Origin of the sequence: Acidovorax sp. 35-64-16, from assembly GCF_002281195.1 — a bacterium.
GTDB classification, from domain to species: Bacteria; Pseudomonadota; Gammaproteobacteria; order Burkholderiales; family Burkholderiaceae_C; genus Acidovorax; species Acidovorax defluvii.
In genome coordinates this window covers 173,296-197,403 of record NZ_NCFM01000006.1, presented here as the reverse complement: position 1 = coordinate 197,403, position 24,108 = coordinate 173,296, and the positions used below count along the sequence as shown (strand labels likewise).

The 24,108-nt window shown below is 63.1% G+C and carries 13 protein-coding genes and 4 tRNA genes; 11 read left to right on the top strand and 6 right to left on the bottom strand.

Going from position 1 to position 24,108, the window contains the following annotated elements; translation table 11 throughout:
• Positions 1–159: 159 nt before the first annotated feature.
• From B7Y64_RS07345 to hpnC, 6 genes are all read right to left on the bottom strand, one after another.
• Positions 160–3,606 carry a PAS domain-containing protein gene (locus B7Y64_RS07345; protein WP_291328585.1) on the bottom strand — a complete coding sequence of 1,149 codons (3,447 nt, stop codon included), beginning with the start codon at positions 3,604–3,606 and terminating at the stop codon, positions 160–162.
• A 213-nt stretch (positions 3,607–3,819) separates the two neighbouring features.
• Positions 3,820–5,154: a hydroxysqualene dehydroxylase HpnE gene (gene hpnE, locus B7Y64_RS07340; protein ID WP_291328583.1), complete on the bottom strand. Its 1,335-nt coding sequence runs from the start codon at positions 5,152–5,154 to the stop codon at positions 3,820–3,822.
• Between the two features lie 166 nt (positions 5,155–5,320).
• Positions 5,321–6,160: a presqualene diphosphate synthase HpnD gene (hpnD, locus tag B7Y64_RS07335; RefSeq protein ID WP_291328581.1), complete on the bottom strand. Its 840-nt coding sequence runs from the start codon at positions 6,158–6,160 to the stop codon at positions 5,321–5,323.
• Positions 6,161–6,493: 333 nt separating this feature from the next.
• Positions 6,494–7,645 (bottom strand): ABC transporter substrate-binding protein, encoded by a 1,152-nt coding sequence (locus B7Y64_RS07330; protein WP_291328579.1) that lies wholly within the window; start codon positions 7,643–7,645, stop codon positions 6,494–6,496.
• A 245-nt stretch (positions 7,646–7,890) separates the two neighbouring features.
• Positions 7,891–9,300 (bottom strand): L-serine ammonia-lyase, encoded by a 1,410-nt coding sequence (locus tag B7Y64_RS07325; protein ID WP_291328600.1) that lies wholly within the window; start codon positions 9,298–9,300, stop codon positions 7,891–7,893.
• A 334-nt stretch (positions 9,301–9,634) separates the two neighbouring features.
• Positions 9,635–10,570: a squalene synthase HpnC gene (gene hpnC / locus B7Y64_RS07320; protein ID WP_291328577.1), complete on the bottom strand. Its 936-nt coding sequence runs from the start codon at positions 10,568–10,570 to the stop codon at positions 9,635–9,637.
• A gap of 167 nt (positions 10,571–10,737) precedes the next feature.
• On the opposite strand from hpnC, the gene B7Y64_RS07315 reads away from it, so the two are divergent.
• The 11 genes from B7Y64_RS07315 to B7Y64_RS07265 all read left to right on the top strand — a co-directional run bounded on the left by B7Y64_RS07315 (position 10,738) and on the right by B7Y64_RS07265 (position 24,071).
• Entirely contained in the window at positions 10,738–11,934 is a 1,197-nt protein-coding gene (locus B7Y64_RS07315) for an efflux RND transporter periplasmic adaptor subunit (RefSeq protein ID WP_291325253.1), read from the top strand.
• An 8-nt stretch (positions 11,935–11,942) separates the two neighbouring features.
• Positions 11,943–15,116, top strand: a complete 3,174-nt coding sequence (locus B7Y64_RS07310; protein WP_291325254.1) for an efflux RND transporter permease subunit — start codon at positions 11,943–11,945, stop codon at positions 15,114–15,116.
• 101 nt (positions 15,117–15,217) lie between these two features.
• A tRNA-Leu gene (locus B7Y64_RS07305) sits at positions 15,218–15,304 on the top strand.
• A 75-nt stretch (positions 15,305–15,379) separates the two neighbouring features.
• A complete protein-coding gene (tig, locus tag B7Y64_RS07300; RefSeq protein ID WP_024815651.1) occupies positions 15,380–16,690 on the top strand; it encodes a trigger factor in 1,311 nt (436 codons plus the stop codon).
• 123 nt (positions 16,691–16,813) lie between these two features.
• Positions 16,814–17,422, top strand: coding sequence for an ATP-dependent Clp endopeptidase proteolytic subunit ClpP (gene clpP, locus B7Y64_RS07295; RefSeq protein ID WP_024815650.1), 609 nt, complete (start codon positions 16,814–16,816; stop codon positions 17,420–17,422).
• 99 nt (positions 17,423–17,521) lie between these two features.
• A complete protein-coding gene (clpX, locus tag B7Y64_RS07290) occupies positions 17,522–18,787 on the top strand; it encodes an ATP-dependent Clp protease ATP-binding subunit ClpX (RefSeq protein ID WP_024815649.1) in 1,266 nt (421 codons plus the stop codon).
• Between the two features lie 128 nt (positions 18,788–18,915).
• Positions 18,916–21,348 carry an endopeptidase La gene (gene lon, locus B7Y64_RS07285; protein WP_114656751.1) on the top strand — a complete coding sequence of 811 codons (2,433 nt, stop codon included), beginning with the start codon at positions 18,916–18,918 and terminating at the stop codon, positions 21,346–21,348.
• An 85-nt stretch (positions 21,349–21,433) separates the two neighbouring features.
• Positions 21,434–21,509, top strand: a tRNA-Gly gene (locus B7Y64_RS07280).
• Between the two features lie 58 nt (positions 21,510–21,567).
• A tRNA-Cys gene (locus B7Y64_RS07275) sits at positions 21,568–21,641 on the top strand.
• A 184-nt stretch (positions 21,642–21,825) separates the two neighbouring features.
• Positions 21,826–21,901 (top strand) — tRNA-Gly (locus B7Y64_RS07270).
• A 226-nt stretch (positions 21,902–22,127) separates the two neighbouring features.
• Positions 22,128–24,071, top strand: a complete 1,944-nt coding sequence (locus B7Y64_RS07265) for an integrase arm-type DNA-binding domain-containing protein (protein ID WP_033448740.1) — start codon at positions 22,128–22,130, stop codon at positions 24,069–24,071.
• Positions 24,072–24,108: the final 37 nt, after the last annotated feature.

The following is a 24,108-nucleotide window of genomic DNA, read 5'->3' as shown; positions in this document are numbered from 1 at the left end:
TTGAGGCCGTTCAGGCCAAGCGGGGTGGAGCCTTTGCAGTGGTGCAGGCTGCACGGGCCCGTTTTCATCGGGCCGGACGCTGGCGCACCCTGTTGTATCGCAATGCCGTCGGCGGCAACCATGCCACGCGGCCAGGGCCGTTACGCCGCAACGCCATGTTCAGGGCGTTTTCTCGGGGGCCGCCTCTGCTGGCTGCACCAATACGACCTTGTTGCGCCCTGTGTTCTTGGCTTCGTACAGCGCGGCATCGGCCTGGGCCAGGGTGGCATGTGCGTCGGCGTGCAGAGGGGCAGCGCCAATGCTCATGGTGACCTGGAGGATGGTGCCATCGCCGGCATGGATGCGGCTTTGCTCCAGTGCATGGCGCAGGCGCTCGCCAATTGCGGTGGCCTCCTGGGCGGTGGTGCCGGGCAGCAGCACGGCAAATTCCTCGCCGCCCAGGCGACCCGCCAGATCGTGTGAACGCAAAAGATTGCCTTTGAGCATGCGGGCCAGGTGCACCAGCACCACATCGCCCGTGGCGTGACCCCAGGTGTCGTTGACGCGCTTGAAATGGTCCAGGTCGAGCATGAGGACCATGCCACCAGGCCCGCCACTGGCCTGGCGCGCGCACTCTGGCTCCAGCCGCTCCATGAAGGCGCGGCGGTTGGCAAGCCCTGTCAGGGTGTCGGTGCTGGCAAGGCGCTCAAGGGTCTGCTCATGGCGCCGGCGTTCGGTCACATCTTTGGCAAGCCACAGCCGCCCCAGTTGATCACCGTGGGGGGTGAGGATGGGAATGAACTGGATTTGCACCGTGCGCCCATCCCCCAGCGCAACCTCGTGGGTGGATGCCACCGCATCATCGTGCAAAGGGCTGTCGGGTGGCAGAACCGACCGCGCTTCCGGCGGCACCAGCATTGCCAGTTCTGCACGGCTATAACCCATGACATCGGCCGCGCGCAAAGGCACCTCGAATAGATCGCACAGGGCCTGGTTCACCACCACGGGCGCGCCCTCCGAGTCCTGCACCAGAACGCCTGCCGGAAAATGCCGAATGATTTCCAGCAGGTGCGTGCGTGCGGTGGAGAGGGCCTCTACGCCCTCGCGCCGCTCGGTGGTGTCCACCAGGGTCCAGATCAGGTTGCCAGCGGGTTGCTCCGGGTCCAGCAGGGTGCCGCGAATCGAGAACCAGCGCAGTCCCTTGGAGGTGGTGGGCAATTGGTGTTCCACGTGCACAGTCCCGGTGCGACGGACTTCTTCCACCGACTGGCAAAAGTCACTGAAGGCTGCGTCTTCACGGCAGATCATGCGCATGCTGCGGCCCTTGAGTGGCAGCCCATCCACGGAAAAAAATTCTTCCGCACGCCGGTTGCCCAGTTCAATCGTGTTGTCGGCAGAGGTGACCAGCAGCGCCGCAGCCGCGTTGTCGAGCACGGCGTGGTGCAAAAGGGTGTCCGCGCGGCGCTGGCTGATGTCGGTCTGTGTGCCAATGACCAGCGAGACGGTGCCCGCGGGTGAAGGGGTCGCCTGGCCCCGGATTTCGACCCAGCGCCATTGGCCATCTGCCGTGCGCAAACGCACTTCCTGGTTGAACGGCTGGTACAGGGCAATCTGTTGCTGCAACACCGCCAGCAAGGTGCCACGGTCGTCGGGGTGCACCAACCGGCGCCATGCGCAAAATGACAGGGGGCTGGGCTGCCCGTGGTAACCCAGCATCTCATGGCAGCGGGCATCGGGCGTAACCCTGTGGCTGGTGGTGTCCCATTCCCACAGACCATCCTGCACGGCGGCTACTGTCAGACGCAACCGTTCTTCACTGCGGCGCAGCGCTTGTGTGGCCGCATGTTGCTCGGTCACATCGTGGATGTAGCCGTGCCACAGGGTGCTGCCGTCGGCTTCTCGCTGGGGGTTGCCGGAGCCCTCCAGCCAGCGCGCCTCCCCGTCCTGCCGGATCTGCCGCCATTCGGCGTGCCATGTGGTCAGTGTGCGAGCCGAATCGCCAATGCTGCCCTTGACGCGATCCCGGTCCTCGGGATGCATGCGTGCAAACACATGCGCTGCATCCATGGCGGCCTCTTCGGGTGAAAGACCATAAATACCCAAAATCCCGGAGCTGGAATAAGGAAAATGGCTGCTGCCATCGGGTTTAAGCCGGTATTGAAAGACGGTGCCAGGCACCTGCTGCACAAGCTTGGACAGTCTCAGTTGCAGTTCTTCGCGTGCCGCCTCTGCGGCATATCTCTGCGTCACATCGGTGCAGGTGCCGCTGATCTGCTGGGGCTGATCTGCAGGTGCCCGCTCAATGATGCGCCCCCGCACATGGATCCAGCGCCAGGTTCCATCGGGGTGGCTTATGCGGGACTCGGCCTCAAAAACGTCGGAATCTCCGCGCACATGGGCGTCAAGTGCTGCTTTCCAGGCCGGCCAGTCTTGCGGGTGCGCGCGTGCGCGCAGGCTGTCCAGGCTGGGAGGCCCATCGGACGGGCTGGAGCCCATCAGGGTGTGCCAGCGTTCATCGACATGGAGGTGGTCGGTGTTGGTGGTCCATTCCCAGGTGCCCAGGTTGCCGCCCTCCAGCGCCAGCTGATAGCGCTGCTGGTGCTGCTCCAGGCGCGCCTGAATTCGCCGCTGGTGCATAAAAAGCAACGCAATCCACAGGGCAGCCAACACTGCCAGCAGCGTGCCTGCGGCGTTCCAGAGGCGGCTTTGCGCAATACTGCTTTTTGTGGTCGCCAGCGCCTTGTCGTGGTCCAGTCCCACGCTCACCACAAGGGGATACTCGCGCAGCCGTTGCCAGGCATAGAGCCGCTCGACACCGTCAATCGGCGACTTGGCCTGGAACTCGCCCTGCATGCGGTCCGGGTGGCGCAGAAATTCGATATCGGGCGGCACGGACAGGCTCAGCACCTCTTCCTGCCGGTCAGAGCGCGCCAGATAGGCGCCATCGTCGCGCACCAGCAGCGTCACGTCGTTGCCACTTGTGGAAACGTCGCTGAAATGGCCAGAAAGGTACTCGGGCGCAACCGACAGCACCACCACGCCATCAAACTGCCCGCCCCGCATCACCGGGTACGAAAACTGCACCGACCATTTGCCCGACAAACGCCCCAGCGAAGGCCGACTGATAGACAGGGCTGGCTGGGTGCGCTCGGCGTGCCCCTGGAAGTGCTCTCGATCTGCAATGGAAATCGGTGCGTCCTGGGTCTTGGGGTCCTGGTCCAGGCTCGAAAAAACCACCTGACCCGAAGCGTTGGCCACACAAATATGCCGCAGGCTGCCGTTGGGAAATGTGGCCAAGGCCGTGCGCACGGCGACGGGAAAGTAGTGGTCGGGCTCCGCCTCGCGATTCATGGCCAGGCTGCGTGCCAGATATTCCAGACCGGCCACCAGTGTCCCGACGTGCGAGGCCATGGTGGTGGACATCTGCACGGTGCGCAAATGGGCCTGGTTTTCGGCAAAGGCGAGTTGGTTGCGCTGTTGTGCCAGCAGTTGCCACCAATAGATGCCGCCACACAAAGCCACCAGCACCAGCGCCCCCGCGATGCGCCAGAACCCTACGGGCGATGGCGCCCGGTAGGGGCGCAAACCCAAGTGCTTTGGTGGGAACAGGTGGTCAAAAATCTTCATCTGTCGCTATTTTATCGTTGTGATTGCAAATGGTTACACACGGTTGATTCCCCTTGCGCCAAACCCTGGTTCGGGCTACGCCGCGTCCAGCGCAAGAACCATGGCATGGCGAGCTGCCAGAGGCTGCAAGAAGCGGCCAGTGGCTGCCAGTAGCCTGTCACGCCTCCTGGCGCACGAAAGCCTCGGTGAATGCAAGAAGGGCAGTGCCTGCGGTCAGGCCATTGTTGCTGCCACTGGAGTACCGGCTGCTGCGGTGCCGCTCAACACCGCGCCTTCCAGCGTGGCCGGGTAAGGGCCTTCAACGTAGTCGCCGCAGGCGCACAGGCCGTTGGCCACGGTCTGAGGTGGGCGCTGCAAGGCGGGCGTGCAGGCAAAGGTGGCACGTTTTTCGACAACCGTCTGGACGATGCGCAGGCCTTGCAGCCCCAACTGGTCCTGCGCCTGCTGCAGCACTTCCCGCTCCAGGGTGGCGCGATCCCCCTCGCTGGCGCTGACCACAAAGGCCAGCAGGCCCGCCGGGCCGCCCAGCTGCATGCGGTCAAACACAAACTGTGCGGGCTGGCCCGCGCCGGGGCGCAGCGCCAGCATGGGCTGGCTGAGCACGGTGCCCTGCGGGAGCGCAGACGTCTGGGCATAAACGGTGGCGATGGCGGTGAAACGCAATGCTTGTGCCTTGCGTGCCCAGGCCTGCAGGGCCGCCGCCTCGGGGCCTTGCAGCGTGGGGTGTGCCGTATGTGCCGTCAAAACCAGGCGGGCCGCCTCGGTGCTGGTGGTGGCCAGCACCACGGCGTCAAACGGCGCGTCGTCCACCCGCCAGCCGGTGCTGCCTGCGGGGCCGCGCGCGATGCGCTGCACCCGGTAGCCGGTGTGCAGCGTGCCGCCTTGGGCTTGCAGCCATTGGCCGGCGGCCTCGGCAAACAGCGCGCCCAGGTCAGTGCGCGGCAGCAGCAGGTTGGAGCCGCCCCGGCCGCTGAACAGGCTGTCTTGCAGCACGCGCAAAAACACCTGGCCGCTGGCCTCGCACGCCGGGGTGTTGAGGGCCGACACGCACAGCGGGTCAATGAACTCGGCCATCAGGCGTGGTGTGAGCGCGGCGCACAGCTCGGCCACCGAAGTCTGCGGTGCGCAGCGAAAGCCGCGCAGCTGCCAGCCAGTGGCCGTGCGCAGCAGCGCCAGCTTGTCACGCCAATGCCAGCCTTTGGCGCGGGCAATGCCCAGCAGGGCATCCAGCGGCGGCGGCAGATCGGGCAATTGCAGCCCCTGCCCGTCGGGAAACTGCAGTGTGAGCGGCAGGCGCAGCAGGGCAGAATCCGTATCGACCCCCACCAGCCGCATCAGGCGAAGGCTGGTCGCATAGGCGCCAATCAAGATGTGCTGGCCGTTGTCGAGGGTCACAGGCGAGCCGTCTGGCAGCGTGCCCGGCACAGCCCGCGCACGGCCGCCCACGGTGCGCGCCGCCTCGAACACCGTGATCTGATGGCCCGCCTGCGTGTGCGCAATGGCGGCAGCCATGCCCGCCCAGCCCGCCCCGATGACGGCCACTTTCATACCTGGATATCCACGAAATCAACGAAAGAGCTGGGCGCGCACCAGGAGCGCGGCCCAAGGCCAGGGCCAATGTGGAACCGGCTTTGCCGGGCCACTGGTTGCGTCCCCCTTCCCGTGCACAGCGAGGGAGAAGGCGGAAGCGGCGCAGCCGCACAGTTGGGGGTACTCACATTCTGCCCAGCGCCTGCACCTTCCACGCCAGCCAGAACTTGCGCAGCGGCGTGAGCCGGATGCGTTGGTGGAGCACCTGAAAGTTCTCATGCTCGATCTCGCGCAGCAGCGTGCGGTAGATGCTGGCCATCATCAGGCCGGGTTTTTGCGCGCGGCGGTCGGCATCGGGCAGAAGGGCAAAGGCCTCGTCATACAGGCGGTGCGCGCGCTCGGCCTGAAAGCGCATCAACGCGGTAAAGCGCTCGGAATACTGGCGCTTCAAGATCTCGTGCGCCTTCACGTCAAACTGTTGCAGCTCGCTCACGGGCAGATAGATGCGGCCCAGCATGGCGTCCTCGCCCACGTCGCGGATGATGTTGGTGAGCTGAAACGCCAGGCCCAGCCGGTGGGCGTATTCTGTGGTGCGCGGGTCGGTCTGGCCAAAAATGCGCGCCGCCACCTCGCCCACAATGCCCGCCACCAGATGGCAATAGCCCTTCAGGCCCGCAAAGTCGAGGTAACGAGTTTGCTCCAGGTCCATCTGGCAGCCATCTATCACCGCCTGCAGGTGGCGCTGCTCAATGCCGTAGTCGGCGGTGTGCGGCATCAGCGCCTGCATCACCGGGTGCGTGGGCTGGCCGGCAAAGGCCTTGGCCACCTCAGCCTGCCACCAGGCCAGCTTGGTGCGGGCTACGCCAGGGTCGGTCACTTCATCCACCACATCGTCTACCTCGCGGCAAAACGCATAAAACGCCGTGATGGCCGCGCGGCGCGGCGCGGGAAGGAAGAGAAAGGCGTAATAAAAGCTGCTGCCCGAGGCCACGGCCTTTTGTTGAACGTACTGCTGCGGTGTCATGGGGCGAGATTGTCCCATGGCGCACAGGGCTTGCCGGGGTGACGGGGTTTAAGGTGTTTTCGGCCTCTAGCGCTTGATGGGTAAGCGCGAGCAGCTATTGTTTTGATAGTTTGATCGAAGCGGACGTCGTGGTGTCAACGCCGCTCCTTCTTTTGTGACCTCTTCGCGCACAACCTGGCGTCGTGGTCGTCGCCGTCTTCCGGGGCTGCCGCGTCGTGGCCGTCAGGGTGCTGGTGCCTGCGCGGACCAGGTGAGGGCTTCGTCTCGGTGCGGTATGCCGGGCTGCAGGCTTGGGGCCTTGGGGCCTTGGGGCAGAGTGCCACTGGGCGTTTCTTAGTGGCGGAATTTTCCTTCGCGGGTCACGATGGCCAGGTCGACCAGCGACAGGCCGGTGTGAGTGCCATTGCGGTAGTTCACCTTCAGGCCGTCGATCTGGAGGTCGGCGTCCTTGAGCCCTGCGACAAAGCTGTCACGGGTGGGGTTGGGGCCGGCGCGGCGCAGCGCCTCCACCAGTGCGCGGGCTGTCATGTAGCCTTCCAGACTGCCGTATGAAAAGTCTTCCTTGGGCTTGTAGGCCTTGAAGGCTTCCTGGTAGGCGCGGGTGATCGCGGTCTTGCGCTCCCAGGGGCTGGGCATCACCTGGGCAAAGATCATGTTCTGCGCCAGCGGCCCCAGGTGCCTGGCCAGCTGGGTGGAACCCGAGTTGACGCCATAGAACTGGGTGGTCAGCTGCTGTTCGCGCGCTTTGCGGATGATCTTTTCATAGATGCCGGTGCTGCCATGGTTGAACACCATCTGCGCGCCACTGCTGGCGATCTGTTTCACCACGGCGTCGATGCCCGCGTCGTTGATGTCGGATTTGAAGGGCAGGTCGGCTGCCAGCTCCAGTCCGAGGGGCTGGATGATCTTGCGCACGTTGGCCAGGTGCTCCTGCCCCACCGCCGAATCCGAGCGAAGGAAGGCCACGCGTGTCATGCCCAGGTTTTTTGCGTGTTCAAGCAGTGCGCGGAATTCCTCCTTGTGCTCGGCGCGCACGGGAAAGACCAGCGGCTGGTGCGGCGCGCGGAATGTGGGGGAACCGGCCATGGGGCCAAAAAAAGGCACCTTGAGTTCGTTGCTGACCTTCATCACCGCATTGGACGGCCCACCTTCAATGGAGCCGAACACGATGAAGACCTTGTCTTTTGTAATCAGCTCGCGCGCATTGGCCTCAGCCTGTGCGGGCTTGTTGTCGTCATCCAGCACCTTGACGACGACTTTGCGGTCGGCGATGCCGCCCTGGCGGTTGACCTGCGCGAGGTAGGCCTGGACACCATCGAGCACGGCGACGCCGTAGTCGTTTTTGCCGCCCTGCAGCGTGATGGTTTGGCCAATCAGGAGTTGTTGGGCCGTGACGCCGTCTGCGGCGTGAGCGCTGGGAAATGCCAGCACAGTAGTGGTGACGATGGAGAGGAGTCTGCGACGAATCGATGTGTTAATTTTCATAGTAAATTTCTATTTCAGAGCGATTCTACGAAGCCCCAATATCCCCCGCTGGTGTCAGGCATAGACGAGGCCGGGCATCGTGAAACAGCCGACACGCCGCATCCCCGCCAGGGTCAAAGCGAAGGCGTCCATGAACCTTCTGGGGCCAGCATCCGCATGGGGCTGCCATCGGGCCGGGGCTGCATCAACCGCGCCCTGCTGGTAGGGGCGGGACAGTGGTCAGGAAGGCAGGCTCAATCGCTGCCTCAGCACTCCACCACATTCACCGCCAGCCCGCCGCGCGAGGTTTCCTTGTATTTGGCTTTCATGTCGGCGCCGGTCTGCATCATGGTTTTGATGACCTTGTCGAGCGAGACCACATGCTGGCCGTCGCCGCGCAGGGCCATGCGGGCGGCGTTGATGGCCTTGATGGCGCCCATGGCGTTGCGCTCGATGCAGGGAATTTGCACCAGCCCACCCACGGGGTCGCAGGTCATGCCCAGGTTGTGCTCCATGCCGATCTCGGCGGCGTTCTCGATCTGCTCAGGGCTGCCGCCCATCACAGCGGCCAGAGCGCCCGCAGCCATGGAGCACGCCACGCCCACTTCGCCCTGGCAGCCTACCTCGGCGCCCGACAGGGATGCGTTTTCTTTGTAAATGATGCCGATGGCGCCAGCGGTCAGAAGAAAGTTGGCAATGCCGTCTTCGCTGGGCTGGCCAGCGCCCTGCAAAAAGTTGACGTAATAGTGCAGCACGGCCGGAATGACGCCCGCTGCGCCGTTGGTGGGCGCGGTGACCACGCGGCCACCGGCGGCGTTTTCTTCGTTGACGGCCATGGCATAAAGATTCACCCAGTCGAGCATGGCGAGCGGGTCCCGCAGCGCGGCCTCGGGGTGGCTGCTGAGGTTTTTGTGCAGCTCGGCAGCGCGGCGGCGTACATGCAGGGGGCCGGGCAATGTGCCGGTGGCGGCGCAGCCGCGCTGCACGGCACTCGCCATGGTGTGCCAGATGGCCATGAGCTGGCGGCGCACCTCGGTGCGGCTGCGCCAATGCTCCTCGTTGGCGGCCATTATCTGGGCCATGGTCAGGCCGGTGGCATGGCACTGGGCCAGCAGCCCGGCGCCGGTGCGAAAAGGGTGGGGCAGGCCACGGCCGTGGCCTGCGGCGTCGGGCTGCGCGGTGGCGGCGGTGTTGAGCACGCGCTCGCCCGCCGTGTCAATCACAAAGCCGCCACCCACCGAGTAGTACTCGCGCGTGGCGATGGCGTGGCCCTGTGCGTTCAGCGCGGTAAAGCACATGCCGTTGGGGTGCAGCGGCAGGCTTTTGCGTCGAAACAGCAGGTGGTCTTTTTCGATGAACGGCACGGTGTGTTCACCCAGCAGGGCCAGCGCCCCGCTGCTGCGGATTTGCGCAATGTTGGGCGCGATCTGTTCGGGGTCGATGCGGTCGGGCTCGTGCCCGGCCAGGCCCAGCAGCACGGCCCGGTCGGTGCCGTGGCCCACGCCAGTGGCCGAGAGCGAGCCAAACAGCTCCACGGTGACGCAGTGCACCGCCGCCAGCACCCCGCTGGCCCGCAGGTACACGGCAAACTGCCGCGCTGCAATCATGGGCCCCACGGTGTGCGAGCTGGACGGCCCGATGCCAATTTTGAAGAGGTCGAAAACGCTGACGGACAGGGTGGACGAGGACATGGTTGCGAGGCTACCCGGGCGGCCATGCCGCAGCATGCTCGCTATCCCTGCCCTGGGTACGAGGCCTGGGGGAAGTCAGGGCGCGCTGCCCATCAATCGCTTATATATTGATAGCTGCCTTCGCTTGTTGCATAAGGGCTAGAGGCTGTTTTGGCATCAATATGCCGCCTGATGCAGGCAAGGTCAGACGACCTTGCTTCCCATGAATCTTTCTTATCTCGTGTCTTTATCCACCGGGCACCTGGCCGGCCGCGGTTGCCGTGCGCCGGCACTGCCGGCGCCGGGCCTTTTTTTGCTCGTGCGGGAAGGGGCGTTGGCGCTACATCACCAGCGCGCGCGCCAGCATCACGCCCCAGTCCCACGCATGCAGGCGCGGGCGGGTGTGAAGGCTGCCGCCCTGCAGGGCATCGACCTTGTCCAGAATGCGCAGCCCGCCTTGCACCACCAGGCGCAGCTCCCACCCCGCGCGGCCGGGCAGGCGGTGGACCAGGGGGGCGCCATGCTCCATGCTGTCGCGAGCCCAGCGGGCGCAGTCGGTAATCAGGCGCGTGGTTTCGGGGGTGCTTTGCAGTGTGTGCAGCTGCGCCGGGTTGGCGCCGTGGCGGGCGCAGTCGGCGTGGGGCAGGTAATGGCGGCCGCGGGGGATGTCCACGCTCAGGTCTTGCCAGAAATTGATCAGTTGCAGGGCGGTGCAGATGGCGTCGCTTTCTTCCAGCGCTTGCGCGCCGGTCACGCCATACAGGTGCAGCAGCAGACGGCCCACGGGGTTGGCGGAGCGGCGGCAATAGTCCAGCAGCTCGGTGCGGTCGGCGTAGCCCTGGGCGTCGCGGGTTTTTTGCACGTCCTGGATGAAGGCGCTGAGCAGGTCGTCGAGCAGCGTCACCGGCAGCGCGTGGTTGCGCAGCACGGCCTGCAACGGGCCGAACACAGCGGCCCACTGTGCTGCGGGCGGCTGGCCTGCGGCTACCCGGGTCAGTTCGGCGCGGTAGGCGGCAAGGTCAGCCAGGCGTTGCGCGGGCGTTGCGTCGCCCTCGTCGGCAATGTCGTCTGCCGTGCGGGCAAAGGCGTAGATGGCTGTAATGGGCTGGCGCAGGTGCGGCGGGCACAGCAGCGAGGCCACGGGGAAGTTTTCGTAGTGCGTGACGGGCGCCGCCACCACCGGCGCTGGAGACTGTGGCGCCGTTGCAGCACCGGGGGCAGAAGTCGGGGGGGCAGTCCGAGGGGAGGGGGGCTGGCGTGGGTTCACGGCGGGCATTGTCGCTTGACATTGTCAGGGCGACCCTCTAGATTACTAACCGGCCAGTCAGTAAAAATTTCACGGTTGGGTTGCCTTGTCCCGTCGCAAAGGAGGGCGCGCTTTGTCGGCGGTGTTCGTCGGCTTTCGTGCGCGGGGCAGCCCACCCCCTCTATCCCGGATTTCCCATGCGCACACCTTTCGCCCGGCGGCCTTCGCTGCGGTATTTGTTTCTTGTCGCTTCTGCGGCCTTGCTGGCTGCGTGTTCCCGGTCAGCGCCGCCCGAAGAGCCCGTGCGCTCGGTCAAGCTGCTGACCGTGGGGGTCGGGGCGATGCAGTCCACGCTCGAATATTCGGGCGAGGTGCGCGCGCGCGTGGAGTCGCGCCTGGGTTTTCGGGTGGCGGGCAAGATCGTGCAGCGCCAGGCAGAGCTGGGCCAGCGGGTGAAGGCCGGTCAGGTGCTGGCGCAGCTCGACCCCCGGGATTACCAGCTGGCGGCAGATGCGGCGCGTGCGCAACTGGCCTCTGCCACCACGCAGCGTGATCTGGCTGCAGCCGACTTCAAGCGCTTTCAGGCACTGAAAGACCAGAACTTCATCAGCGGCGCCGAGCTGGAGCGGCGCGCTGCCACCCTCAAGGCTGCGCAGGCCACGCTGGACCAGGCGCGTGCACAGCTTTCTTCGCAAGGCAACCAGACGGCCTACACCACGCTGGTGGCCGATGTGGCGGGCGTGGTGACGGGCATTGAGGCCGAGCCGGGCCAGGTGGTGGCTGCGGGCGCGCCCGTGGTGCGCATTGCGCAAGACGGCGCGCGCGATGTCGTGTTTGCCGTGCCCGAAGACAAGGTCGGGCTAATCAAGCCCGGCCAGGACGTGACGGCGCGCGGCTGGTCGGGCGGCGCACCGCTGGCGGGCCGCGTGCGCGAGGTGGCGGCCAGTGCCGATGCCGCCACGCGCACCTACCAGGTCAAGGTGGCGCTGGAAGGCGCCGAGGTGCCCGCTCTGGGCGCCACGGTGTATGTCACGCCCATGGCGTTGAGTCATGCGGGGGTTGCGGCCATCAAGCTGCCGACCAGTGCGTTGCGCCAGGAAGGGCAGGCCACGGCGGTGTGGGTGTACGACCCGGCCACCAGCACGGTCAATTCGCAGGTGGTGCAGATCGCCACCGCCGATGGCAACGATGCCGTGGTGGCCTCGGGCCTGACGCCCGGCATGCAGGTGGTGGCCACCGGCGTGCATGTGCTTTCGCCGGGGCAGAAAGTCATGATTTATCAGCAAAAAACGGCTGTAGCGCCCGTGCCTAAAGCGCAGACAGCTACGAATTCAGTAGCTATTCCGGCAGTGCCTGCCGCATCTGCAGCGGCTGCGGCCTCTTCCGCAAAGTAAGGCAGGCCATGACCCAACGACAACCCAAAGAGGGGTTCAACCTCTCCAAGTGGGCACTCGACCACCCCGCGCTCACCCGCTACCTCATGGTGGTGTTGATGCTGCTGGGCTTTGCGGCCTATTTTCAGCTGGGGCAGGACGAAGACCCGCCCTTTACCTTTCGGGCCATGGTGGTGCGCACCTACTGGCCGGGCGCCACGGCGCAGCAGGTGGCCGAGCAGGTGACCGACAAGATCGAGCGCACGCTGCAAGAGGTGCCTTACACCGACAAGATCCGCAGCTATTCCAAGCCCGGCGAGTCGCAGATCATTTTTCAGATCAAGGACTCGTCCAAGGCCAGCGAGGTGGCCAACGTCTGGTACAGCGTGCGCAAAAAGGTGGGCGACATGCGCTACACGCTGCCCGGTGGCATCCAGGGGCCGTTCTTCAATGACGACTTTGGCGACGTGTATGGCGTGATCTACGCGCTGGAGTCCGAGGGCTTCAGCTACGCAGAACTCAAAACATTTGCCGACGACGCGCGCCAGCAGCTGCTGCGCGTGCCCGATGTGGCCAAGGTTGAGCTTTTTGGTGTGCAGGACGAAAAGCTGTTCATCGAGATCTCGCAAAAACGCCTGGCGCAGCTGGGCCTGGACATGAACCAGGTGCTGGCGCAACTGGGCCAGCAAAACGCAGTGGAGGGCGCTGGCGCCTTCCAGACGCCGCAAGACCAGGTGCAAGTGCGGGTAGGGGGGCAGTTCAATGCCATTGAAGACCTGCGCGCCATGCCCATACGGGGCCCTTCGGGCGCACAACTGCGCCTGTCGGACATTGCCGATGTGCAGCGCGGCTATGTGGACCCAGCCACGGTGAAGGTGCGCCACCAGGGGCGCGAGGTGATTGCGCTGGGCGTCTCCATGGCCAAGGGGGGCGACATCATTGCGCTGGGCAAGGCCTTGCATGTAGGGGCGGAACGCATCAATGGCACGCTGCCGGCAGGGGTGAAACTGGTGAATGTGCAGGACCAGCCCAAGTCCGTGGCCACCTCGGTGAACGAGTTCGTCAAGGTGCTGATCGAGGCGGTGGTGATTGTGCTGGCGGTGAGCTTTATCAGCCTGGGGCTGCACAAGCGCCCGGGCAACCACCCCCTGTGGAAGCGCTGGTACATCGACCCACGCCCGGGCTTGGTGGTGGGCATCACCATTCCCATGGTGCTGGCCGTGACCTTTTTGGCCATGTGGTACTGGAATATCGGCCTGCACAAGATCTCGCTGGGCTCGCTGATCATTGCGCTGGGCCTGCTGGTGGACGACGCCATCATTGCGGTGGAGATGATGGTGCTCAAGCTCGAAGAGGGCTACGACAAGGTGCGTGCCGCGACCTTTGCCTATGAGCTCACGGCCATGCCCATGCTGACAGGAACGCTCATCACCGCCGCCGGTTTTCTGCCCATCGGCATCGCCAAGTCCGTGACGGGCGAATACACCTTTGCCATCTTTGCCGTGACGGTGATTGCGCTGGTGCTGAGCTGGATCGTGTCGGTTTACTTTGTGCCGTATCTGGGCACGCTGCTATTGAAGGTGCCGCCGCATGTGGCGGCGGCGCAGGCCACGCATGGCATCACGGACGACCCGCACGAGGTGTTCGACAGCCCTTTCTACAGCGCTTTTCGACGGCTGGTGCACTGGTGCGTGGAGCACCGCTGGCTGACCATTGGCGCCACGGTGCTGACCTTTGCTCTGGGCGTTGTGGGCATGGGCAAGGTGCAGCAGCAGTTCTTTCCGGATTCGAGTCGCCCCGAAATCATGGTGGACATCTGGTTCCCCGAGGGCACTTCGTTCGCGGGCAATGAAGAGGTCACCAAGCGGGTGGAGCAGCGTCTGCTTTCCGAACCCGGCGTGAGCACTGTCAGCACCTGGGTGGGTTCGGGTGTGCCGCGGTTTTACCTGCCGCTCGACCAGGTGTTTCCGCAGACCAATGTGTCGCAGTTCATCGTGGTCCCGCAAGACCTGAAAATCCGCGAGTCGCTCCGAAACAAGTTGCCTGCACTGCTGGCACAGGAGTTCCCCGAAGTGCGTGGCCGCATCAAGTTGCTGCCCAATGGGCCGCCAGTGCCGTATCCCGTGCAGTTTCGCGTGGTGGGGCCGGACCCGCTGGTGCTGCGCGAGCGCGCCGACGAGGTCAAGGCCGTGCTGCGCCAGAGCCCTGACATGCGCGGCGTGAACGACAACTGGAACGAATCGGTGAAGGTGCTGCGCCTGGAGGTGGATCAGGCCAAAGCGCGCGCGCTGGGGGTAACCAGTCAGTCCATTGCGCAGGCATCCAAGACCATTTTGTCGGGCACGCAGGTGGGGCAATTCCGCGAGGGCGACAAGCTGATCGACATCGTGCTGCGCCAGCCGCTGGATGAGCGCAACGCCATCACCGACATTGCCAATGCCTACCTGCCCACTGCTTCGGGCAAGTCGATCCCGCTCACGCAGATCGCCAAGCCCGTGTTCACCTGGGAGCCCGGCGTGATGTGGCGCGAAAACCGCGACTACGCCATCACCGTGCAGGGCGACGTGACCGAAGGTCTGCAAGGCGCCACGGTGACGGCGGCGCTGCTTCCGGCCCTCAAGGAGATAGAGGCCCAATGGCGCGCTGCGGGGCAGGGGGGATATCGCATTGAAGTGGCGGGGGCCGTGGAAGAAAGCTCCAAGGGCTCGGCGTCGATTGCAGCGGGCATTCCGATCATGCTGTTCATCACCTTCACGCTGCTCATGCTGCAACTGCACAGCTTCAGTCGCGCGATGCTGGTGTTTCTGACCGGGCCGCTGGGCCTGGCGGGCGTAGCGGGGGCCTTGCTGCTGCTGGGTCGGCCGTTTGGCTTTGTGGCGTTGCTGGGCGTGATCGCGCTCATGGGAATGATCCAGCGCAATTCGGTCATCCTGATCGACCAGATCGAGCAGGACCGCGCCCGGGGTGTGCCCGCGTGGGATGCCATTGTGGAGTCGGCGGTGCGGCGGCTGCGGCCCATCGTGCTCACGGCAGCGGCGGCGGTGCTGGCCATGATTCCGCTGTCGCGCAGCGTGTTCTGGGGGCCCATGGCCGTTGCCATCATGGGCGGACTCGTGGTGGCCACGGTGCTGACATTGCTGGCCCTGCCGGCCATGTATGCCGCCTGGTTCCGTGTGCGCCGCCCCGTTCCCGAGGTGGCATGAACGCATGTATTCAAACTGCTTCCCACATCAGGGTAAAATAGAAGGTTGACCGATTTCACACAGGCGGCAGCTCAGTTTGCCGCCTGTTTGTTTGTAGAACCGCGCGGGTGGCGAAATTGGTAGACGCACCAGGTTTAGGTCCTGACGCCAGCAATGGTGTGGGGGTTCGAGTCCCCCCCCGCGCACCACCCCTGTGAGACTTTGCGGAACACGGCGCCGCTGCGCTGCAGCCAGCACGATCCACATCCATACGAGGAATAGCGATGTCCGTTACTGTTGAAACCCTTGAAAAGCTCGAGCGCAAGATCACGCTGAGCCTGCCCCTGACCACCATCCAGACCGAAGTTGACTCGCGTCTGAAGCGCATGGCTCGCACCGTGAAGATGGACGGTTTCCGTCCTGGCAAGGTGCCCATGAATGTTGTCACCCAGCGTTATGGCTACTCTGTGCAGTACGAAGTGCTGAACGACAAGGTGGGTGAGGCCTTTGCCGTGGCCGCCAACGAAGCCAAGCTGCGCGTGGCGGGGCAGCCACGCATCACCGAGAAGGAAGGCGCCCCAGAAGGCCAGGTCACCTTTGACGCCATCTTTGAAGTGTTCCCTGAAGTCAAGATCGCTGATCTGGCGGGCGTGGAAGTGGAAAAGCTCTCGGCCGAAGTGACCGATGCTGCCATCGACAAAACCATTGACATTCTGCGCAAGCAGCGTCGCAGCTTTGCCCAGCGCGCCCTGGACGCAGCCGCACAGGACGGTGATCGTGTGACGGTGGATTTCGAAGGCAAGATCGACGGCGAGCCTTTTGAAGGCGGCAAGGCTGAAGACTTCCAGTTCCTGGTTGGCGAAGGCCAGATGCTCAAGGAATTCGAAGACGCAGTGCGCGGCATGAAGTCGGGCGAAAGCAAGACGTTCCCCCTGGCTTTCCCAGCCGACTACCACGGCAAGGATGTTGCCGGCAAAACGGCCGACTTCTTGGTCACCGTCAAGAAGATCGAAGCCGCCCATCTGCCCGAAGTGAACGATGCCCTGGCCAAGTCACTGGGCATTGCTGACGGCTCGGTGGAAGGCCTGCGCGCCGACATCAAGAAGAACTTGGAGCGTGAAGTCAAGTTCCGCCTGCTGGCCCGCAACAAGGCAGCTGTGATGGACGCCCTGGTTGCCAAGGCTGAGCTCGACCTGCCCAACGCCAGCGTGCAGGCTGAAATCGCCCGCCTGCTCGAAGGTGCCCGTGCCGAACTCAAGCAGCGCGGCATCAAGGACGCCGACAAGGCCGAGATTCCGGAAGACGTGTTTCGTCCCCAGGCTGAGCGCCGCGTGCGCCTGGGCCTGGTGGTGGCGGAACTGGTTCGCGCCAATGAGCTGTTCGCCAAGCCCGAGCAACTCAAGGCCCACATCGACGAGCTGGCTGCCAGCTACGAGAAGCCTGAAGACGTGGTGCGCTGGTACTTCGGTGACCGCCAGCGTCTGGCCGAAGTCGAAGCCGTTGTCATCGAAAACAACGTGACCGATTTCGTGCTGGGCCAGGCCAAGGTGATCGACAAGGCCGTCTCGTTTGACGAACTGATGGCCCAAGGCTGAGACCGGGCGGCCGAGTCCATCCCTTGCGGATGATCTCGCGCCAGCCAGCCATCAGGGGCTTGTGCTTTGGTGCACAAGCCCCAATTCATTTCTGGGTACAGTAGCTGCCTGACTGGAGAAATAATGAGCGCATTGGAAACACAAGGCCTGGGCATGGTCCCCATGGTCATCGAGCAGTCGGGCCGCGGCGAGCGGTCCTATGACATCTATTCGCGCCTTCTGAAGGAGCGCGTGATTTTCCTGGTGGGCGAGGTCAACGACCAGACGGCCAATCTGGTGGTGGCCCAGTTGCTGTTTCTGGAAAGTGAAAACCCAGACAAGGATATTTCGTTCTACATCAACTCTCCGGGCGGAAGCGTCACGGCGGGCATGTCGATTTACGACACCATGCAGTTCATCAAGCCGGATGTATCCACCCTTTGCGTGGGTTTCGCGGCCAGCATGGGCGCTTTCTTGCTGGCGGCTGGCGCCAAGGGCAAGCGGTTTTCGTTGCCCAACTCCAAGGTCATGATTCACCAGGTGCTGGGCGGCGCGCGCGGCCAGGCTACCGATATCGAGATCCATGCGCGCGACATCCTGCGCACCAAGGACCAGATGAACCGCATCCTGGCCGAGCGCACAGGACAGCCTCTGGAAAAGGTCAAATCAGACACCGAGCGCGACTACTTCCTCACAGCCGACGAAGCCAAGGACTACGGCATCATCGATCAGGTGATTCACAAGCGTTCCTGAGTCGGCCCGTGGTGGCCACGCGGCGTTTTCCCGCTGGGAAGACGCCGCTTTTTATTTGGGTATCATCCCGACAACTTTCCGTAACAAGGCATTGCCCCCATGGCCGAGAAAAAAGGCTCTTCCAGCGAAAAAACCCTTTACTGCTCTTTTTGCGGCAAAAGCCAGCATGAAGTGAAGAAGCTGATCGCCGGTCCGTCGGTCTTTATCTGCGACGAGTGCATTGACCTGTGCAACGAGATCATTCGCGATGAGCTTCCAGTCGGTGACCTGGCGCGTGAAGGGCGCAGCGACCTGCCCACCCCGGTAGAAATCAAGACCAACCTGGACAACTATGTCATTGGTCAGGAGCAGGCCAAGCGCACGCTGGCGGTGGCCGTCTATAACCACTACAAGCGCCTGCGTCACAAGGACAAGGCCCACAAGGACGACGTGGAGCTGTCCAAGAGCAATATTCTGCTCATCGGCCCCACGGGTTCGGGAAAGACGCTGCTGGCGCAAACTTTGGCGCGAATGCTGGATGTGCCCTTCGTCATGGCCGATGCCACCACGCTGACCGAGGCGGGCTATGTGGGCGAGGACGTTGAGAACATCGTTCAGAAGCTGCTGCAAAGCTGCAACTATGAGGTGGAGCGCGCCCAGCGCGGCATTGTCTACATCGACGAGATCGACAAGATTTCCCGCAAGTCGGACAACCCCAGCATCACGCGCGACGTGTCGGGCGAGGGCGTGCAGCAGGCGTTGCTCAAGCTCATCGAAGGCACCATGGCCAGCGTGCCGCCCCAGGGCGGGCGCAAACACCCCAACCAGGATTTCCTGCAGATCGACACGACCAACATCCTGTTCATTTGCGGTGGCGCGTTCGCAGGTCTTGAAAAGGTCATCGAAAACCGCACCGAGGCTTCGGGTATCGGGTTCGGCGCATCGGTCAAGAGCAAGAAGCAGCGCTCGCTGTCCGAGGTGTTTACCGAGATCGAACCAGAAGATCTGATCAAGTTTGGCTTGATTCCAGAGCTGGTGGGCCGCATGCCCGTGGTGACGGCACTGGCCGAGCTGAGCGAAGACGCGCTGGTGCAGATCCTGACCGAGCCCAAGAATGCGCTGGTCAAGCAGTACAGCAAGCTATTGGCCATGGAAGGCGTGGATCTGGAGATTCGCCCCGCCGCGCTGAAGGCAATTGCCCGCAAGGCGTTGGCGCGCAAGACGGGTGCCCGCGGTCTGCGCTCGATTCTGGAGCAATCCCTGATCGGAACCATGTTCGACCTGCCCAATACCAGCAATGTCGAAAAGGTGGTGGTGGACGAGTCCACGATTGAGGAAAACAAGCCACCTCTGCTCGTTTACCGCGAGGCGGCCAAGAAAGCCTGAAGCGACCGGAGCGGGCGCACTTTCGCGGCCCCCTGAAACCCATCAACCCTTGCTGCAGTGCGGCTGTGCGCAAGGGTTGAAAATCCCCACATGTGGACCATATTCCACAGAGTACTTTGAGGATTTCCATGTCCGGACATACCCCCCTGCCAGCCACCCCCATTGATCTGCCGCTGTTGCCTTTGCGCGATGTGGTGGTGTTCCCCCACATGGTCATTCCGCTTTTTGTGGGTCGACCCAAGAGCATCAAGGCGCTTGAGTTGGCGATGGAGTCCGACCGGCGCATCATGCTCGTGGCGCAAAAGGCGGCCGCGAAGGATGAGCCTTCCGTCGAGGATATGTTCGACGTGGGCTGTGTCTCCACCATCCTGCAGATGCTCAAGTTGCCCGACGGCACTGTCAAAGTGCTTGTTGAAGGTCAGCAGCGCGCTCTGGTGACATCCATTGCCGATGCGGAAACCCATTTCACGGCGACCGTGACCCCTGTCGAGCAAGACCAGGAAAAGCACAAATCGAGTGAAATCGAGGCGCTTCGCCGGGCGGTGATGCAGCAGTTTGACCAGTACGTCAAGCTCAACAAAAAGATCCCGCCCGAGATTCTCACGTCCATCTCCAGCATCGACGACCCCGGTCGGTTGGCTGACACCATTGCGGCCCACCTGCCTCTCAAGCTGGAGAACAAGCAGGTGGTTCTGGATCTCTCTGACGTCAAGGTGCGCCTCGAGAATTTGTTCGAGCAGCTTGACCGGGAAGTCGACATCCTGAATGTCGACAAGAAGATTCGCGGCCGCGTGAAGCGGCAGATGGAGAAGAATCAGCGCGACTTCTATCTCAACGAGCAGGTCAAGGCCATCCAGAAAGAACTCGGCGAGGGGGAAGACGGCGCCGATATTGAAGAGATCGACAAGAAGATCAAACTCGCCAAGATGCCGGCAGAGGCCCGCAAGAAGGCCGAGGCCGAGTTCAAAAAGCTCAAGCTGATGTCGCCCATGTCGGCAGAAGCCACCGTGGTGCGCAGCTATATCGATGTGCTCACGGGCTTGCCCTGGAGCAAGAAGAGCAAGATCAAGCACGATTTGGGCAATGCCGAAACGGTGCTCAATGAAGACCATTTCGGCCTCGACAAGGTCAAGGACCGCATCCTTGAATATCTTGCAGTGCAGCAGCGCGTGGACAAGGTCAAGGCGCCCATCCTGTGCCTGGTGGGGCCACCCGGCGTGGGCAAGACCTCGCTGGGGCAGTCGATTGCCAAAGCGACCGGGCGCAAGTATGTGCGCATGGCGCTTGGCGGGATGCGCGACGAAGCGGAAATCCGTGGGCATCGCCGCACGTACATCGGCGCCATGCCAGGCAAGGTGCTGCAGAGCCTGGGCAAGGTAGGAGTGCGCAACCCCCTGTTCCTGCTGGACGAAATCGACAAGCTGGGCACCGATTTTCGGGGCGACCCGTCGAGTGCGCTGCTGGAGGTGCTGGATCCGGAGCAAAACCACACCTTTGGCGACCACTATGTCGAGGTGGACTTCGATCTGAGCGACGTCATGTTCGTGGCGACATCGAACTCGATGAACATTCCGCCCGCCCTGCTTGATCGCATGGAGGTGATTCGCCTGTCGGGTTACACCGAAGACGAGAAGACCAGCATCGCCATGAAATACCTGCTACCCAAGCAGCTCAAGAACAATGGCGTGAAGGACGAGGAACTTCTCATCACCGAAGGTGCTGTGCGCGATATGGTGCGCTACTACACCCGCGAGGCCGGTGTGCGCTCGCTGGAGCGCGAGCTCTCCAAGATCTGCCGCAAGGTGGTGAAGGGGTTGCAGCTCAAAAAGCTGCAGCCGCAGGTCGTCGTGAATGAAGATAACCTGCCCGACTTTTTGGGGGTGCGCAAATACACCTACGGCCGCGCGGAGTCTCAGAACCAGGTCGGCCAGGTGGTTGGGCTTGCGTGGACGGAAGTTGGCGGCGATTTGCTCACCATTGAGGCGGCTGCCATGCCGGGCAAGGGTGTCATCACCCGCACGGGTTCGCTGGGCGACGTGATGAAAGAGTCGGTTGAAGCCGCCCGTACGGTGGTGCGCAGCCGGGCACGCATGTTGGGCATCAAGGACGAGGCTTTTGAAAAGCGCGATATTCATATTCACGTACCCGACGGCGCCACCCCCAAGGATGGCCCCAGCGCGGGTGCCGCCATGACTACTGCATTTGTGTCCGCCCTCACGGGGATTCCAGTGCGGGGTGATGTGGCGATGACAGGGGAAATCACCCTGCGCGGCGAGGTCACTGCGATTGGTGGCCTCAAGGAAAAACTGCTGGCGGCGTTGCGCGGCGGAATCAAGACGGTGCTGATCCCTGAAGAGAACATGAAAGACCTGCAGGAGATTCCCGACAACGTGAAGAGCGGTCTGGAGATCGTGCCGGTCAAATGGATCGACAAGGTGCTGGAAGTTGCTTTGGAGCGCAAACCGGTTCCTTTGAGTGATGAAGAGGCGGCTGTCGTGGTGGCATCGGCGGCAGAAAAATCGGTTGTGGGTGCGGCCAACGCCGATCCGTTGAAGCATTGATGAAAAAATGCTGGCAGCCCTTGAAAATTGCGCTACAATACACTCCATCGCAGCAAACGTTGTATAATGTGAAGCTTCGGTAAATGCGGGAATAGCTCAGTTGGTAGAGCGCAACCTTGCCAAGGTTGAGGTCGAGAGTTCGAGACTCTTTTCCCGCTCCAATTTCCAAAAAAAGGGAAGCGTTAGCTTCCCTTTTTTGTCGGAGGAAAGTGATTTTTTGGCGCGGTAGCAAAGCGGTTATGCCCCGGATTGCAAATCCGGTTAGTCCGGTTCGACTCCGGACCGCGCCTCCAGAACACCATTGGTTCAATCCGATGCAACAAGGTCCTTCGGGGCCTATTTGTTGGGTCGCTTCAGTGGACGGTCTGAGAAAATTTTTCAAAAAATGTTCTCAGCTTCTGGAGAGCTAAAAAATAACGCTATAATTTGAGACTTGCTGATGCACGCTGAAGGTGACTACAGGGTGTAAAAGTAAATGCGGGAATAGCTCAGTTGGTAGAGCGCAACCTTGCCAAGGTTGAGGTCGAGAGTTCGAGACTCTTTTCCCGCTCCAAGTTATGATCTACAGACTTCTACTGACGTCTGTAAGTCGTTGAAAAGAGGGGCTTCGGCCCCTTTTTTCATTCCAGCGAGCGCCACGGAAATCCACCCACAGCCAGCCTTTTTTAGGCGCCAATCTAGGCACAGGAATACGGGTGAGACGGCTTCCGGATAGTTGCTGGGGCTGAGCGGGAACCATGACGAGCATAGGGCCTAAGTCATCACTTAGGAGCCTCGAAATGGCACTCTCTGATCTGATCGTCCGGCAGGCCAAGACCGCCGGCAAACGCTACACCCTCTACGACAACGACTGCCTGAGCCTGATGGTCTCTGCCGCAGGCGGCAAGTCGTGGATCTTCCGTTATTGCTGGCTGGGCAAGCAAAAGCGCATGTCCCTGGGCAGCTATCCCGCCCTGAGCCTGCGCGAGGCCCGCGCGGAGCGGGACAAGGCCCAGGTCCTGCTCGCCAGGGGGATCGATCCTCAAATCGAACGCGATCAGCGCCGGCACGCAGCCAGGCTGGCGGGCGAATACACCTTCAAGAACGTCTTCGATGCCTGGGTCGAGCATCGCCGCAAGGAACTCAAGGAAGGTCGTCAGAGCACGCTTTCGCAGATCCTGCGCATCTTCAACAAGGACGTGCTGCCTACCCTGGGGAAGATGTCGATCTACGACATTCGTCGGCCCCAGCTCGTGGGCGTCGTGGCGGCGATCGAGAAACGCAAGGCGTTCACCACCGCCGAGAAGGTCCGCACCTGGTTCAACCAGATGTTCCGCTATGCCCTGGTCATCGCCGAGGGGCTGGAAGTCAACCCAGCCGCGGACCTGGACGTGGTGGCCGAGCCCAAGCCCCCGGTGGCCCACAACCCCTATCTGCACCTGCCCGAGCTGCCCGAGTTCCTTCAGAAGCTCCGGCGCTACAACCCCCGGGGCTGGCAGACCCAGCTTGGCGTCCGGCTGCTGTTCCTGACGGGGGTGCGCACGGGCGAGTTGCGCCTGGCTGAGCCTGAGCAATTCGACCTCGACCGCGGCTTGTGGATCATCCCGCCGCAGGTCGTCAAGCAACTCCAGGACGAAATGCGCAAGGCCGGCAAGCGGCCGCAGGACGTGCCGCCCTACATCGTGCCCCTGTCCCTGCAGGCCATCGAGATCGTGCGCTATCTACTGGGCGTGATGCGGCCGGCGCAGAAGTACCTGCTGTCGCATCGCAGCGAACTCAAGAAGCGCATCAGCGAGAACACCCTCAACAAGGCCGTGCAGCTCATGGGCTACGAGGGGCGCCTGACCGGCCACGGCATCCGCGGCACCATCTCGACCGCGCTCAACGAGATCGGCTACCCGAAGATTTGGGTGGACGCGCAGCTTTCGCACTCCGACCCGAACAAGGTCAGCTCGGCCTACAACCATGCCAAGTACGTGGAGCCTCGGCGCCGCATGATGCAGGACTGGGCCGACCGTCTCGACCTGCTCGAACAGGGCGAAGTCGAAGCCGCGAGCGCGCACCTGACCATCCGCATCGACGGGGTGCCGGCGATGGCGGAAGTGGAGGAAGTGGTGGGCGTGGCCCCCACGGCGGCCGAGCCCGCTGTCCCCGGCGTGCCGCCCGTGGTGGCCACGCCCATCGTCGTGACCCCCAACAGCGGCGGAATCACGTTCCAGCGGCTGTCGCAGGTGCCGCCGCCTCCGGTGCATGCCCCGGAGCCGGAAGTGTCCGCCATCCAGCGCGAGCGCGAGGAAATGCTGGCCATCTACGAGTCGCCGAACAATCTGCCGGTCCCGCTGTTCGGCAAGCTGGCCGGGAAGTCCAAGGACCAGATCAACCGCGAGCTGAAAGCCGGCAAGCTGCTGTCCATCAGCCTGGGCAACCGGGGGCAGCGGGTTCCCGACTGGCAACTGGTGCCGCTCAAGCACAAGCTGGCCCAGATGCTCATGAACCAGTGCCCGCACGCGGATTCGTGGGACCTGTACCGCATGCTGACCCAGCCTCATCCCGACCTGGGTGATCGTGCGGCTATCGATGCGGTCAAGCCGACCAACGTGCCCGCGATCATCCGGGTCATCATGGGCGACTACCAGCGTCATGAGGATGTGCCCGGAGCCATTGCCATGCGGCCCATCCCCGAGGATGTGCGGCTGAGCGTCCGGCGGCTGGTGGATAGCGCAGCGGTGTTAGAGGGGGCCTAACTTCGCGCTGGAACCTATGGTCGGGGTTGTTACCCCG